The organism is Niabella aquatica, from assembly GCF_054779315.1.
This window is the reverse complement of the sequence record NZ_BAAGYM010000015.1, coordinates 204,233-218,079: the sequence shown is the minus strand read 5'-3', so window position 1 is coordinate 218,079 and position 13,847 is coordinate 204,233. Positions and strand designations below refer to the sequence as shown.

15 protein-coding genes are annotated in these 13,847 nt (G+C 42.3%); 11 read left to right on the top strand and 4 right to left on the bottom strand.

All coding sequences use genetic code 11. The features are described 5' to 3' along the window. The first annotated feature begins 194 nt into the window (after positions 1-194). Genes ACYVBM_RS13455 through ACYVBM_RS13440 form a run of 4 tightly spaced genes read left to right on the top strand, consistent with a single transcriptional unit; the run spans position 195 to position 2,625 of the window. Complete coding sequence (locus tag ACYVBM_RS13455; protein ID WP_460686189.1) at positions 195-755, top strand: IS1096 element passenger TnpR family protein; 561 nt, start codon at positions 195-197, stop codon at positions 753-755. A gap of 40 nt (positions 756-795) precedes the next feature. After that, positions 796-1,695 (top strand): tRNA (adenosine(37)-N6)-dimethylallyltransferase MiaA, encoded by a 900-nt coding sequence (miaA, locus tag ACYVBM_RS13450; protein WP_460686199.1) that lies wholly within the window; start codon positions 796-798, stop codon positions 1,693-1,695. Positions 1,696-1,735: 40 nt separating this feature from the next. Further along, a complete protein-coding gene (locus ACYVBM_RS13445; RefSeq protein WP_460686188.1) occupies positions 1,736-2,170 on the top strand; it encodes a hypothetical protein in 435 nt (144 codons plus the stop codon). Next, complete coding sequence (locus tag ACYVBM_RS13440; RefSeq protein ID WP_460686187.1) at positions 2,170-2,625, top strand: hypothetical protein; 456 nt, start codon at positions 2,170-2,172, stop codon at positions 2,623-2,625. The genes ACYVBM_RS13445 and ACYVBM_RS13440 overlap by 1 nt, the downstream gene beginning before the upstream one ends. 4 nt (positions 2,626-2,629) lie before the next feature. On the opposite strand, the gene ACYVBM_RS13435 is transcribed toward ACYVBM_RS13440, so the two are convergent. Next, positions 2,630-3,421 carry an RDD family protein gene (locus ACYVBM_RS13435; RefSeq protein ID WP_460686186.1) on the bottom strand — a complete coding sequence of 264 codons (792 nt, stop codon included), beginning with the start codon at positions 3,419-3,421 and terminating at the stop codon, positions 2,630-2,632. A 128-nt stretch (positions 3,422-3,549) separates the two neighbouring features. On the opposite strand from ACYVBM_RS13435, the gene ACYVBM_RS13430 reads away from it, so the two are divergent. The 7 genes from ACYVBM_RS13430 (at position 3,550) to ACYVBM_RS13400 (ending at position 10,521) form a co-directional block, all read left to right on the top strand. After that, positions 3,550-4,095, top strand: coding sequence for an RNA polymerase sigma-70 factor (locus tag ACYVBM_RS13430; RefSeq protein ID WP_460686185.1), 546 nt, complete (start codon positions 3,550-3,552; stop codon positions 4,093-4,095). A 3-nt stretch (positions 4,096-4,098) separates the two neighbouring features. Continuing rightward, positions 4,099-5,055 carry a FecR domain-containing protein gene (locus tag ACYVBM_RS13425; RefSeq protein ID WP_460686184.1) on the top strand — a complete coding sequence of 319 codons (957 nt, stop codon included), beginning with the start codon at positions 4,099-4,101 and terminating at the stop codon, positions 5,053-5,055. A 7-nt stretch (positions 5,056-5,062) separates the two neighbouring features. Continuing rightward, the gene (locus ACYVBM_RS13420) at positions 5,063-6,799 is read left to right on the top strand and encodes an STN and carboxypeptidase regulatory-like domain-containing protein (RefSeq protein WP_460686183.1); all 1,737 of its coding nucleotides are present in this window, start codon (positions 5,063-5,065) and stop codon (positions 6,797-6,799) included. A 54-nt stretch (positions 6,800-6,853) separates the two neighbouring features. Beyond that, the gene (locus ACYVBM_RS13415; protein ID WP_460686182.1) at positions 6,854-7,867 is read left to right on the top strand and encodes a hypothetical protein; all 1,014 of its coding nucleotides are present in this window, start codon (positions 6,854-6,856) and stop codon (positions 7,865-7,867) included. Between the two features lie 31 nt (positions 7,868-7,898). After that, positions 7,899-8,609, top strand: coding sequence for a head GIN domain-containing protein (locus tag ACYVBM_RS13410; RefSeq protein WP_460686181.1), 711 nt, complete (start codon positions 7,899-7,901; stop codon positions 8,607-8,609). Between the two features lie 158 nt (positions 8,610-8,767). Beyond that, positions 8,768-9,559 carry an SDR family NAD(P)-dependent oxidoreductase gene (locus tag ACYVBM_RS13405; RefSeq protein ID WP_460686180.1) on the top strand — a complete coding sequence of 264 codons (792 nt, stop codon included), beginning with the start codon at positions 8,768-8,770 and terminating at the stop codon, positions 9,557-9,559. Further along, complete coding sequence (locus ACYVBM_RS13400) at positions 9,556-10,521, top strand: NAD-dependent epimerase/dehydratase family protein (protein WP_460686179.1); 966 nt, start codon at positions 9,556-9,558, stop codon at positions 10,519-10,521. Before ACYVBM_RS13405 ends, ACYVBM_RS13400 begins: the two co-directional genes overlap by 4 nt. Before the next feature lie 55 nt (positions 10,522-10,576). Here ACYVBM_RS13400 and ACYVBM_RS13395 read toward each other — a convergent pair whose 3' ends face one another. The 3 genes from ACYVBM_RS13395 to ACYVBM_RS13385 form a co-directional block, all read right to left on the bottom strand. Beyond that, the gene (locus tag ACYVBM_RS13395; protein WP_460686178.1) at positions 10,577-11,413 is read right to left on the bottom strand and encodes a sugar phosphate isomerase/epimerase family protein; all 837 of its coding nucleotides are present in this window, start codon (positions 11,411-11,413) and stop codon (positions 10,577-10,579) included. Positions 11,414-11,570: 157 nt separating this feature from the next. Then, positions 11,571-12,986: an aminotransferase-like domain-containing protein gene (locus tag ACYVBM_RS13390; protein WP_460686177.1), complete on the bottom strand. Its 1,416-nt coding sequence runs from the start codon at positions 12,984-12,986 to the stop codon at positions 11,571-11,573. 285 nt (positions 12,987-13,271) lie between these two features. Further along, positions 13,272-13,829, bottom strand: a complete 558-nt coding sequence (locus ACYVBM_RS13385; RefSeq protein WP_460686176.1) for an AAA family ATPase — start codon at positions 13,827-13,829, stop codon at positions 13,272-13,274. Positions 13,830-13,847: the final 18 nt, after the last annotated feature.

Sequence of the window (13,847 nt, the reverse complement as noted above, 5' to 3'; positions counted from 1 at the left end):
AGCTCCGTTGTAATTATTTCCTGCTTTGGGGGGAGCGGAAATGTGAATATATCCCAGTATGCGCGGAATGGGGTTTTTCACTTTTCTTTGCTGTGAAATAAATTATACCGCTGTTTTTAGTTGTTATCGAAAAAGTTTATACATACCCGGTACCGTCTTATCGCCATCTCCACACATTTTCGTAAATTCGCCTTATGGCAATCTTTAAATTCAGGATATATTTTGAAGAGGACGACAGTATTTACCGCGATGTGGTGATTAAGCATACGCAAACCTTTCAGCAATTGCACGAAACTATTTTAAAAGCATACGAGTTCGATAATAAACACCAGGCCACTTTTTACCGTAGTAATGATAACTGGCAGCAGGGGCGTGAAATTACATTAGAGAAGTACGATAAAAAATACAGGGTAGAGCCGCTGATAATGGCCGAAACCACTATAGGATCTGAAATTAAAAATACCAACCAGCGCTTTACCTATACTTACGATTTTCATAAGCAATGGAATTTTTTAATTGAGTTGATCAATGTTTCAAAAGACGCCGACAGCCGGACAGAGTACCCATCTATTGTGCGCTCAGAAGGTATTGGTCCTAAACAATACGGTACAAAAGGACTGCTGGGCGACAAATTTGCCGATATTGAGGAAAAATATGATCTCACCCGTGGAGCAGAAGGTTTTAATGAAAAAGGCGAGGATGGGCAAGATATGAGTGTAGAAGCGGCAGATGAATACCAGGATGAAGAAGATTAAGTCCTGATAGCGTCTAAATTCAAAATCTCAATTTTCAGATATCAAATCGTTAATTGTTATTGCAGGCCCTACTGCCGTAGGTAAAACCGCCTATGCTATCGAGGTAGCACGGCACTTTGGCTCCGTTATTCTTTCGGCCGACAGCCGGCAATGTTTCAGAGAGCTGAATATTGGTGTGGCAAGACCCCCGGCAGAAGAACTGCACCAGGTTCCTCATTATTTTATTGCTTCACATAGCATATATGAAAATATCACCGCTGCATGGTACGAGACCTACGCTCTAGGTTTGTTACAGCAATTGTTCAGGGTACACGATGTGGTAGTAGTTACAGGTGGAACAGGTCTGTATATTAAGGCATTAACCGAAGGGCTGGATGTTATTCCAACGGTAGATGAAAGCACCAGGCAGCACATTATACAGCATTATAAAGCCCAGGGGCTTCCCTGGCTGCAACAGCAATTGCAGCTCCATGACCGCTTATTTTCTGCCAAAGGCGAAATGCAAAATCCGCAACGTATGATGCGTGCGCTGGAAGTAGTGCTGGCTACAGGGCAATCTATTTTAAGCTTCAGAAAACGGGAAAAAATGCCCCGCTCCTTCAATATTATACAGGTGGGCCTGGAACTTCCCCGGGAAATATTATATGAAAGAATCAACTCCCGGGCAGACCTGATGATAAAGGCGGGACTGGAAACAGAGGTGCGCAGCCTTTTGCCTTACAGGCACCTCAATGCCCTGCAAACCGTGGGTTATAAAGAGCTGTTTGATTATTTTGACGGAATGATTTCTTTACAGTCTGCTATAGAACTTATAAAGCAAAATACCCGCCGCTATGCCAAAAGACAAATGACCTGGTTTAAGCGGCAGGCGGCTATGCACTGGATCAACCCGCAGTCAGAACAAAATATTATTCCAGAAATTACACATTTGCTGGGCTGATTATAGTAGCCGCATCAGGCAATAGCAGTATCTTTGCCAGATGATTCAGGATGAAGAAACCCAGCAGGAACCTGCTTTTAATAACGACCCTTTGGATGGCAGCGAGGGAGCCCTGCTGCAAATAAGTAAATGGACAAGACAGATTGCTGTAATTGGTTTTGCTATCGGCTCTTTTATAGTTGTGGTAATGCTGTTCAGCGGTGCCCAGATATTAAAAACCATCGGCGCTGCATTGCCGGTAACTTTTGCCGGTATATATCCAATACTGGTAGTGTCATTTTTTATCCTGTTTTTCCTGGCAGCATTGGTATTGTTTTATCTTTATAAGGCATCACAGCTACTGTTGCGGGGAGTGCAGCAAAAAAACAGTGCATTATTATCTCAGGCTTTTACGCACATCAAGAACTTTTTTATTGTGGTTATTGTTTTTGCAGCCCTTCAGCTGGTTGTTAATCTTTCTAATTTATTGAACTAATGGAACCCTTTCAGCAACAGTATACAATTATGCCTGCCAATCCGGTACACCGTACTGTTTTGTCAGCAGCTAAAATTGCCGGTATAGCAGCTATTATTTCACTGGCGGGGAGTTTGGCCGGGGTTACCGCTACGCTATCAGGCCCAGCTCCTGCAGTTGCCACTCCGGCCCGCGAAGGTTTTGATGAGCAAACTATGCAGCAACTGGTACAAAGCAGCACATATATATCCGTTTTTATATCCCTGGCTATTAGTGCACTGGCCTTTTATTTCCTGTTTCGCTTTTCCAGGTTGGCTAAAGCGGCCATCAATAATGGCGATAGCAGCAAGCTGGGCACGGCTCTGCAGAGTCTGGCGGGTTATTTCAGGATATGGGCGGTAATTATGTTCCTGATCATCGCGTTATTTGTGCTTTCGCTGATAGGGGGCATATTCGGCGGTGCTATGGGAGGATAGGCTTCTACTTCGCCGACAGATAGTTATAATCCTTTAGCAAATTTTCCAAAAACTCATGAGGGTACATATCCGTTTGTATCTTCAGGTAGGTTTTTACCTTTTCGGCGGCTACGGCAAGCTGCTCCTGCTTTCCTGATTTTCCTGCATCGCTGAGCAGATTCTTAATAATATTCAGGTCCCGGTCGCTGATCCGCATCACTTCAGGAAACCGGGGTGTATAGCCTGCTTCCACCTCCCTGAATATAGTGTTATGCAGGCTTTCTTTAACCGAGGTTTTAATAACAATGGTTTGCGCCAGTATATCGCCGATACGTTGCGCCCTTTTTGAATTAGCCACCAGTATAATATCAGCTACTAAAAAGCCCATTCCAAATAAAAAGGTTATGACACTTTCCACTCCGCCCCCACCTGCCATGAAGTAAATAAGCAGGTATAGCAGAATCACAATCCACAGGTCTGATATACGCAGCAGCCAGCGTATCAGCAACTGGCTTACTGATGGCCGCCCGCCATTCATACTTACTACCCGCAGCTTTGTCATTTTTTTGCCGATACTCTGCCCGTTGGAGGTTAGCTCCCAGATGATATGATACACAAACACCGGCGACATCAGTACCAGCCACAGGGACCATTCATCCCGGCCCCAGTAGAGCAGGCTCATTATATAACTAACGAGCATTATATAAAGGTATTGCACCAGTATATCAATAAAAAGCGACAGGGCACGCCTTCCCAGTCCGGGGGCATCAAACTCCAGACTGATGTTAAAGCTGGTAGGCACACTTACAACGGGCATATAAAATCTTTACCGGAAAATAATGTTTTTGCTTAAAATGTCAAAACCAGAAAAATCTTGAAAGAAAGATAGGGGTAAAAAGCTGTTGAGTTGTATTGTAGATAGTAATGTTATTTTTGCGGAGCTAAATGGCCCTGGACAGTGTTCAATACAAAAAGGTTTTTGACCTTCATTATGAAGCGTTATATGGGTACGCCTGTTCTATTTTGATGGCAGAGACCTATGTAGATGATATTGTACAAAACGTTTTTATCAGGCTTTGGCAAAACCGCCATTCGGTAAAGCCCGATACGGTAAAAGCTTATTTATACACTTCCGTCAGGAACGAATGCCTGAATCATTTGAAGCATAAAGGTGTTCAGGCGGTGCATACAAAAAATACGCTGGTTACCAGCAGCGAGATCGACAATAATAATAGCAATCCTGCAGAACAAAAAGAGTTACATGAGAAGATACAATACCTGCTTAACCAGCTTCCGGAAAAATGTGCTACCGTCTTTTACATGTGCCGTCAGCTGGGTATGAGCTACAAAGAAGTGGCAGAAGCGCTGGGGATTTCGGTTAAAACAGTAGAAAACCAGGTGTCGAAAGCGCTGAAATTTTTACGAAGCGGATTAGCAGCGTACCTGGTGAGCGTGGTGCCTTTATTTATTCTTAAACTTATCAATTTATAATATATGGAGCATAAGTTGATAGCTTTTTATGAACATGCGCTGGATGCTTCGGAACAAAAAGAAGTGGAGCAATGGCTTGAGGCTGACCCTGCCCATAAAAAAATATACGATGATACGGTTACGATCTGGAAAAAATCCAAATCACGCCATTCATATTCACTTTATAATAAAGAGCAGGCATGGGAGCGGTTACAGCAACAGCTTAACAATAATCTTTCTGAAATACCCCCAAAGAAAGGCGGGCTGGTTACTTTTAGCTGGTGGAAATTCAGTGCCGCAGCCGCTTCTGTGGCAGCGGTGCTCCTGGTGTTTGTATTTATTAATAAACCCCGGCCCGGGCAATTTACAGCACAGCAGGAACATCTGAAAGTCTCCCTGGACGACCATAGCCTTGTTACATTATTTCCTCATGCAGTACTGCTGGTTTCCCCAGATTTTAATAAACGCATGAGAACCGTAACCCTGAAAGGCAATGCCCGCTTTGATATTGCCAAAAACCCTGATAAGCCTTTTATTATTCATAACAATGATATGGAGGTAGCGGTACTGGGCACTTCGTTTACCATACAGCAGGGTAAAGACTTCAATACTGTATTTGTGCACAGCGGTAAAGTAAAGGCCAGTTTACAGGAACAATCTATTATCGCTGTTGCCAGGCAAAAAATTGTGAGGGACAATAAAACCAACCAGCTGAAACTGGTGAATATCACTGCCGATATTGATGAGATACTGCAAACCCAAACCATAAAAGTGAGAGATATGCGTATTGATAGCCTGGCGCACCTGCTGGAAGACCTGTATAATATTGAAGTAAAGCCAGACGCCACTATAAATAGCCGGAAAATAACAAGTACGTATTTTATGGGGTCAGAAACGCCTGAACAGATCATGGAAAATATCGCGCTCACCATTAATGCTTCCTGGAGTAAAGAGGGCAATCAATATATCATTACTAAATAAATCCTGCTTGAAAAAATATTGTATTCTTTTGCCGCTGCTTATTATCAGTTATTTATTGCCGGCACAAAACGCATTGCTTCAGAGAGTGGTTTCTGTAGACTTCAGAAATATAACCATGTATGATGCTTTGACACAGATAGAAAACAGGGCAGCCGTATATTTCTCTTATGATAACCAGTTCATCAAAAATCAAAAGAGGATCTCTTTCTCGGCCAGTAATAAAACTGTGAAAGAAGTGCTGGATATGATCCTGGACAATGAATATCAGTATATCGTTAACAACAATAAGATCGTTATCAGGAAAAAAGAGCAGGAATATATGGTAGTGCAGGGGCTATTTACGGATAATACCGACCAGAAGCCGATTGAATATGTAACGGTATATGAGCCAGAGCTAAAAATAGGTACCATGTCGAACGAGCAGGGGCATTTTTCTATTAAAGTACCCATACCTATCAGCAACACCATTAAACTGGTAGCCAATCGTATTTCGTATTACGACACTACATTTATGGTGGATAGCAAGGGCAATCACCCTTTGCAGATCGGTCTGACGCCCCGTGTCACCACAGAAGAAGCCATTACCATCCGGTCTGTAGAAAGGCACTGGCTGGCAAAAAGCCTCATCAGCACCAGGCAAAAATTCAATAGCCTCAACCTGAAAAGTTATTTCTATCAGCGTAAGTTTCAGTTAGGCTTCTGGCCGGGTATAGGTACCAAAAGTGCACTGAAAGGGCAACAGGAAAACAAGCTTTCCTTTAATGTATTCGGAGGATATGCAGCACAGGTAGACGCACTGGAAATAGGAGGACTGTTCAATATAGTACAGAAGCACGTGCGCTCTGTGCAGATAGGAGGGCTGTTCAATATTGTAGGAGGCACTGTGAACGGCGTACAGATAGGGGGGCTTTATAATGATGTAGGAGATACAATGACCGGCCTGCAGATAGGGGGATTAGCCAATATAAATAAAAGCAGCACCAGGGGATTGCAAATAGGAGGACTCTATAACAAGAACCAGGAATTTACAGGGTTACAGATCGCCGGGTTGATCAATAACTCCGGGAATATTGATAAGGGAATGCAGCTAAGCGGGCTGGTTAACCGTACCGCAGCTTTTAAAAAAGGATTTCAGCTATCGGGTTTGGTTAATGGAACAGGAAATATAAACGGCGCACAGGTAACGGGATTACTTAATATTGCGAAAAAGATCAATGGATTCCAGTTAGGCGTATTTAATATTGCTGATACGCTGAACGGCGTTGCTGTAGGGCCCTTTAATTACAGCAGGAACGGTAAACATTCCTTATCCGTTTCTGTACAGGAAAACAACCAGCTGAATATAAGCTATAAGTCTGGCAGCTATGCTTTGTATAATATATTACAGGCAGGCATTATTAACACAGGCGCTACAGGACGGCATTATATATTTGGCTATGGCCTGGGCAGCGAATGGGCTTTGAAAAGAAAACTAAAAATGGCGGCGGAGCTGATCCATCTTTATTATACGCCTGCTGATCATTTTAATACCGATTACAGCAATATATCACTGCAGCCTTTGCTGATCTGTCAGCTGTATAAAAATATACAGCTATTTGTGGGACCAAGACTGCAGTACCGTTTGCCCGTTTATGACCAGGAAAGCAGCTATTATAAAGGTTTTCATAAAAATTCTCTCTCTTTAGGCCAGGGGAAAAACGATGCTTTTCACCTGGGCTTTTCCCTGGGTATAAATATTTTTTAAGCCGGCATAGGGGTAACAGGCATTTAATGTGTATCAGGGATATACATTAAATATATGCACATCAAAAAAACATTTTTATTTACTGCCTTAGTTATTACCGGCTTTTATAGCAAGGCCCAGGAACCCGTAGCTAACAGTGTTCACCTGGGTTTTGTTACACCTGTAAGCACACAAGGCAGGCTTGCAAAGAAGATCAGCCCCGTCTTTTCTTTGCAGGCATTACAGGGATTAAATCTCAATAACAAAGGGGTAGCTATTGCTGGCTTATACACCAGGCTTTATGGCAGTAATCGCGGCTTGCTGGTTAGCGGGTTGGCCAACCAGGTTAGCGGCTCAGATAAAGGGCTTTCTGTTGCCGGGTTATACAATGGGGCCGCAAACGGACGGGGTGTACAGGTAGCAGGGCTTCATAACCAAAAAGCGGGTAACGGCCTTATTCAAATTGCAGGCTTAAGTAACTACAGCCGTTACGAAGTATTACAAATCGGGGGAATCGTCAATAGTTCACAATACGCCCATTACCAGGTAGCCGGACTTATTAACATCGCCCGGTCAGTGAAAGGAGTACAGGTTGCAGGCCTGGTCAATATTGCAGATAGTTCAGATTACCCGATCGGCATTTTAAACTTTATAAAGAACGGGGAGCAACAAATCGGCATCCAGGTTTACGACGATGCTTCTGCTAATGTATTGCTTCGCACCGGAGGGCGTAAAACATATGGGATCATAGGAGCCGGAGCTGGTAATGAGCAAAAAAAGACGGTACTTCAAATGGAAGCAGGCGTCGGCTACAGGATACCTCTTAGCTACAGGCTGAGAATAAATACAGAGGTTGTTGCCATAAGTAAGACCGATTTTATTTTCTGGAAACATACCCAGTCATTAAGAGCATTGCTGGGATATAAAGTAAGCCCGGCTATTGAAATTACCGCGGGGCCGGCACTGAATACCTATGATTATTCCGATTCTAAGATTTTTGGCAGCAATTATATGTGGAAGTTCACTAAAAGAGCATCATCCCTTTACTTCACCGGAGCGCTTACCGGCGCTATTAATATCAGTTTATAATCAATTAAAACATCTAATTAAAAATACACACATGAAATCATTAGTAGTAGCAGTATCTGCATTAGCATTCATTTCCATTATGGCAGGTTGTAAAAAAATATTTCCTGAAGGCCCGGCAATAAGAGAAACAAGATCTGTGGCCGATTTCGACAGGGTAGAAGCCACTTTTAGCGGCAACGTGGAATTTGTACAGGGCCCGGCTAAAAAAGTAGAAGTAGAAACGGCACATAATATCCAGGACTATGTTCTTACCGAGGTAATAGCTAATAAGCTGGTGTTAAGAACAAAACCTAACGTTACAATCAAACACGGCAGCGTTACCATCTATGTATCTAACCCAACGCTTACCGGCGCTGCACTTACTGGCTCTGGAAATATTGTTGTTCAAAGTGATGTTACCACACCGGCTTTAGACCTGAAGATCAGCGGGAGTGGTAGTATTTCTATTCCCCGGTTAACCGCAACATCCCTGAAGGCGGTTCTTACAGGAAGTGGCAATCTTAGCCTACAGGGGGGCGGCGTTCAAAAGCAGGAGCTTACTATTACCGGCAATGGAGATTATAACGCCAGCTCTATGCGTAGTGAAGAAGCTAAAGTAACGCTTACCGGGTCGGGTGATGCGAGGTTGTGGACCGAAAACCGGCTGGAAGCTACTATCACAGGGAGTGGTGATGTATGGTATACAGGTACTCCAACTGTTAGCACTTCTATATCCGGTTCAGGAAAAGTAAGAAAAATGTAAGATTCTGTAAAATTCTGTAAAACTCCTGCTATGCTTATTGCAAGTATCATTCTATACTTCATCAGGAAGTACAGAAAAAGAAAGTCGCTCATACAACTATCGTCGCGGGTGGCTAAAATTTCTTTAAGTACTAAAACAACCTGAAACCCTTTTAAAGTATGAGTATGATTGTTATGAAAGAAAAATATGCGGTAATTACCGGAGCCAGCCAGGGTCTTGGCTGTGCCTTTGCTAAAGAGCTGGCGGCCCAAAAGCTCAACCTGGTGCTAATAAGCCTGCCAGGCCAGAATCTTTGCAGGCTGGCTTTGCATCTTTCCGGCGCATATAATATAAAGGTAAGTTACTACGAAACCGATCTTTCTGTAAAGGAAAATGTAATAAGTCTTTGCGAATGGCTGAATAGAAATTTCAATATTTATGTGCTCATTAATAATGCTGGGTTGGGCGGTACCCAAAAATTCACTGACGCCTCTGTACAATATATCAACAGCATTATACAGGTAAATGTGCTGGCTACCTCCCTGCTGACACACCAGCTACTGCCCAACCTGCTAAGGCAGCCGCAGGCTTATATTCTAAATGTTTCCAGTATGGCAGCCTTTTCTCCTATTGGTTATAAAACCGTATATCCTGCATCTAAAACATTTATTCATTCCTTTTCGAGAGGGCTGAGCGAAGAATTAAAAAATACGGGAGTAGTGGTCAGCGTTGTGAATCCGGGTGCAATGGCAACCAACGAGGAGGTGTGTAGGCGCATTAAAAAACTGGGCTATATAGGGCGGCTTACTTTGCTACAGCCCGAAAAAGTAGCCGGGCGCTGTATCAGGCAGCTATTCAAAAAAGATAAGGTAATCATGGTAAACCCCTGGAGCTGGCTGATTATGGCATTGCTTCCTATCTGGATAAAACTGCCATTGCTTACCTATAATATAAAAAAGGAAATACGATGACCATATTTGTTACAGGCATCAGTGGTTTATTGGGTACCAATCTCACGTTACTTTTATTAAAGAAAGGCCATACGGTTAAGGGATTGGTAAGGAACAAAAAAACATTCAGGCAGATCCGGAATGAACACCTGCACCTGGTGCAGGGTGAATTACAGGACGATCTTTCCCCCCATTTGAAAGATGTGGATGTCGTTATACATGCCGCTGCTGTTACCCGGCAAAACCTTACCCGCTATTCCGACTACTACAAAATAAACCATACGGCAACTGTGCAGCTGATGCAGACCGCCATTAAGATGAACGTTAAAAAATTTATTTATGTCAGTTCCGCTAATACCATAGGTTACGGATCAGCCGATACGATAATCGCCCCGGAACATAAGCCAATGAAAGAACCATTTACACGGTCATTCTATGCTAGAAGCAAAGCCGCAGCAGAGCAATATGTGCTTCAGCAGTGTAATAAAATAGATGTAATTATTATAAACCCTACTTTTATGATCGGTGCATACGACAGCAAACCCAGCAGTGGAAAGATCATTTTAATGGGGATGAAGCGCCGGCTACTTTTCTGTCCGCCGGGAGGTAAAAATTTTGTAGCCGTATCTGATGTGGCTATGGTTATTGAGCAATGTATACATGCAGGCCAAAACGGAAAACGTTACCTGGTTACTGGAGAAAACATAAGCTACGCTGATTTTTTTAAAAAGATCAGGCAGCAGACACATAAAATGCAATGGATCATCCCACTTCCCCGTATTATACTAAACGTAATGGGCTATATGGGCGATGGGCTTCGTTATTGTAACATACAGACCAGCCTTAGCAGTAATAATATGGGCATACTTTGCATCAATAATTTTTACAGCAACAGCAGTTCTGTTAAAGAGTTACAGGGCCAATGCCAAAACATTAATGAAGCCATTACGGAAACCATCCGCTATTTTAAGGGGCATCATTAATTTGCCAGGGTTTTAAAATCAAAGGAATATTATACAGGAAAGCTATTATAACAAATTATTTCGTAGCTCTGATTACCCCGCGAAAATAGCCGATAGATTCCGCAATACCCATAAAAGGATTATCCATGTTTCGTTCGTGCTCAAGACTTACAACACCTGAATAGCCTGTTTTACGAAGCATTTTTACTAACGCGGGAAAGTCGATGATGCCGCGGCCCACTTCTACAGAGTAGCCAAGCTTTGTACTTCCTGTTACATCTTTTAAGTGCATATCAAATACCCGGCTATGATATTTCTTCAGATCCTTTACCGGGTCTTTCCCGTTGCGCGTATCATGGCCTATATCGAGGCACATACCCATACGGGGATCAAGGTCTTTTACATTCTTCCACACATCATCGGCATCGGGATATAAAGGCATATCAGGGCCGTGCAGATGTATAGCATATTTCATATCGTATGCTTTCACTTTTTCATTTACGTAAGGAAGCAGCTCATAATTGGGTACGCCAACGATCAGTTTTACTCCTACTCTTTTTGCATACTCGAAAGCGGTATCCACAGCGCCTTTAGTTCTCATATAAATAGGGCCCACGGCATAGCCGGTTACCCCCTTCGATTTCAGTTTTTCGTGAAAGGCTGCAATTTGCGCTGGATTGCTGTTGAGCGGTAAATGAAAATCCTTAATACATAGATAATGTACATCTGCTCTTTGCAGGGTCTCCAGTGTTTTATCCAGGTCAAATTTTGCAAATGTATACCCAGCCATACCTACTTTAAATTTTTCGTAGGTATCTGCAGGTGGCTGCGGATCTGGTTTTACAGCTGGCTGCGCATTTAAAAAAAGGGAAACAAAAAGCACAGGCGGTAATGCAAAAAATAATCGTTTCATAATTATGAGCTATTAAGGCTACGAATGTAATAAAAAGCTACCTGTAATGCTAAACTATTGTTATTGCTAATAAAAGACGAACTCGGGCTGATCTTCTATTAATTCGTGCAGGTCTGTAGCTTGCGCTTACCTCTGCCAATGCATGCCCATCTCTTCATTACATCATCTTCGCAAGGTTTCCAAGCTGCTTTAATTTCAGACCTAAATTATCAGACCAGGGTAAACCGATACACAGGCGCATACAGTTTTTAAATTGATTTTGTAAAGTAAACATCCTGCCCGGCGCAATACTTATACGCTTTTTCAGGGCATGGTTGTATAGCTCTGTGGTATTAATTTCTTTTGGAAGTTCTACCCATAGGGCAAGCCCACCCTGTGGCCGGCTTATTTTAGTTCCGCAGGGGAAATGTTCTGCAATGGCCAAAGCATAACGCTGATAGTTTTCCTGTAGCGTTTTTCGAAGATAGCGGAGATGATTTTCATACCGGCCTGTCATCAGGAAATTGCCAACAGCCTCGTGAATTACAGAAGTCGCAGATATAGAATGCACGAGTTTCAATTTTAATACCTGTTCTTTGTACTTCCCGGGAGCAACCCACCCTACCCGATAACCGGGAGCAAGTGTTTTAGATACAGAGCCACACCATAAAACATTACCCTCCTTGTCAAAAGACTTACAGCATTTCGGACGTTCAGCACCAAAATGAATATCCCCATAAGTATCATCTTCAATAAGCGGAATATTATATTTTGCCAAAAGAGATATGATCTCTTTTTTGTTGTCATCAGGCATGCAATAACCCAAAGGCGTATTGAAATTAGGCACTAACAGACAAACCTTTATCTTAGGTAATAATTTTTTAAATGCATGAATATCTATCCCGGTTACCGGGTGTGTAGCCACTTCCAGCACTTTTAACCCCAAACTAACGGTAAGCTGCAAAATACCCGGATAGCAGGGGCTTTCTAATGCCAAAGTATCACCGGGTTTGGTTAACGCCATCAGGCATAGGGCCAAAGCGTTCATACATCCGTTAGTTGTGATCACGTCGCTTTCGTTTAAGTGCCCTTTCCAGGCTAATGAACGGGCCGCTATCATTCTTCGCAGTTTTACATTACCCTGCAAAGGTTCATATTCTGTTCCTCCATCTTCCAGTTGCCTTGTAGCTAATACAATTTCTTTTTTCAGTTTTGCCAATGGTAACAGGTTACCAGAGGGTATACCGATAGAAAAAAGTGTTAGGTCATTACGCCCCATAGTGGAATAAACACTACTGATTAATTGATCGGGTTCGGTATTACTGGCAACAGGTAAGGGTTGACTTACTTCAGGCAAAGGCAGTTTTAAATAATTTAACGGGCTTACAAAATAACCTGATCGGGGTTTTGCCTGTATAAGTGATTGGGCTTCTAATTCAAGAAATACCCTCTTTACAGTATTTGCACTTATGCCCTGTTCTTTGCTCAGCATTCTTACGGAAGGCAACCGCTCACCGGCTTTCAATACGCCTGTTTTGATTTTATTGGCAATGTTACCGGCTATCTCGTTATATAAAAAATCTTTCTTCACCATGCAAATTTAACGGCGATCGTTGAAGCTAAAATTATAACGGTATTTGTTGGTGTCGGTTGCTAAAGTTTACACCAGTTTAGAGAAGGGAATTTTTTTGTCTTATTGCAAGAGAATATACCTATCTGCCACCTGGTATTTGCTCTTTCATCTGTTTGATTTTCTGTCCTGGACTTTAGTGATGTGAACAGCTTTCGTAATGATTGATTGCTTGGTCGATGCCTGGTCATGAATACAGATCACCTAACAAGCTATGATAATTTAGGGCAATGTTATTATAAGCTTAGTCTATAATTTATCTGCGTTTTGAATGATAAATTCTGCCCTTTGTTTTACAGTTGTCTTTGGAACTTCAATAAAGTTATAACCAAAGTCAAGATATGTTTCTTTCATTTTCTTAAATGTAAATACGGCTTCTCCCCAACTTTGTTTTCTTTCATTGTCTGTTTCGTAGATTTCCTGCCAGGGCGGGAGTATAAAAACATTGCTATTATATGGACGGCGTGCCGCTACTTCTATTATTTCATTTGACACCGGGATATGCTCCATTTTCATATAGCAAATAGTATCTAAAATTCCTCTGTCAAAAAAAATGAAATTTGAAAAGGCTCTGGTATTTACTTCATCATAGCGTCTTAAAGATGCTTCCAACATCAGCCTTGCATAAAGTTCTTTATTTTTCCAGGGCAACCCTTCGCTGTTGATCTCGATCTGCTCCTTTATTATTCTTCTTGCATCTTCCGGTATAGTTTGAAAACCGTAACTATTTAGTTCATTAATCAACGATGTTTTTCCTACACCGGGCCCACCTGTTATTACACAAAAGGCTTTTTTATTCGTTTTCACTCTTTATTAGTAATATAA

Bases quoted from the DNA above. Each gene is read 5' to 3' on its own strand.
- ACYVBM_RS13390 (WP_460686177.1), bottom strand. From the start codon at position 12,986: ATGGTGAAGAAAGATTTTTTATATAACGAGATAGCCGGTAACATTGCC.
- ACYVBM_RS13415 (WP_460686182.1), top strand. From the start codon at position 6,854: ATGCACATCAAAAAAACATTTTTATTTACTGCCTTAGTTATTACCGGC.
- ACYVBM_RS13395 (WP_460686178.1), bottom strand. From the start codon at position 11,413: ATGAAACGATTATTTTTTGCATTACCGCCTGTGCTTTTTGTTTCCCTT.
- ACYVBM_RS13410 (WP_460686181.1), top strand. From the start codon at position 7,899: ATGAAATCATTAGTAGTAGCAGTATCTGCATTAGCATTCATTTCCATT.
- ACYVBM_RS13440 (WP_460686187.1), top strand. From the start codon at position 2,170: ATGGAACCCTTTCAGCAACAGTATACAATTATGCCTGCCAATCCGGTA.
- ACYVBM_RS13445 (WP_460686188.1), top strand. From the start codon at position 1,736: ATGATTCAGGATGAAGAAACCCAGCAGGAACCTGCTTTTAATAACGAC.
- ACYVBM_RS13455 (WP_460686189.1), top strand. From the start codon at position 195: ATGGCAATCTTTAAATTCAGGATATATTTTGAAGAGGACGACAGTATT.
- ACYVBM_RS13435 (WP_460686186.1), bottom strand. From the start codon at position 3,421: ATGCCCGTTGTAAGTGTGCCTACCAGCTTTAACATCAGTCTGGAGTTT.
- ACYVBM_RS13425 (WP_460686184.1), top strand. From the start codon at position 4,099: ATGGAGCATAAGTTGATAGCTTTTTATGAACATGCGCTGGATGCTTCG.
- ACYVBM_RS13430 (WP_460686185.1), top strand. From the start codon at position 3,550: ATGGCCCTGGACAGTGTTCAATACAAAAAGGTTTTTGACCTTCATTAT.
- ACYVBM_RS13405 (WP_460686180.1), top strand. From the start codon at position 8,768: ATGAGTATGATTGTTATGAAAGAAAAATATGCGGTAATTACCGGAGCC.
- ACYVBM_RS13400 (WP_460686179.1), top strand. From the start codon at position 9,556: ATGACCATATTTGTTACAGGCATCAGTGGTTTATTGGGTACCAATCTC.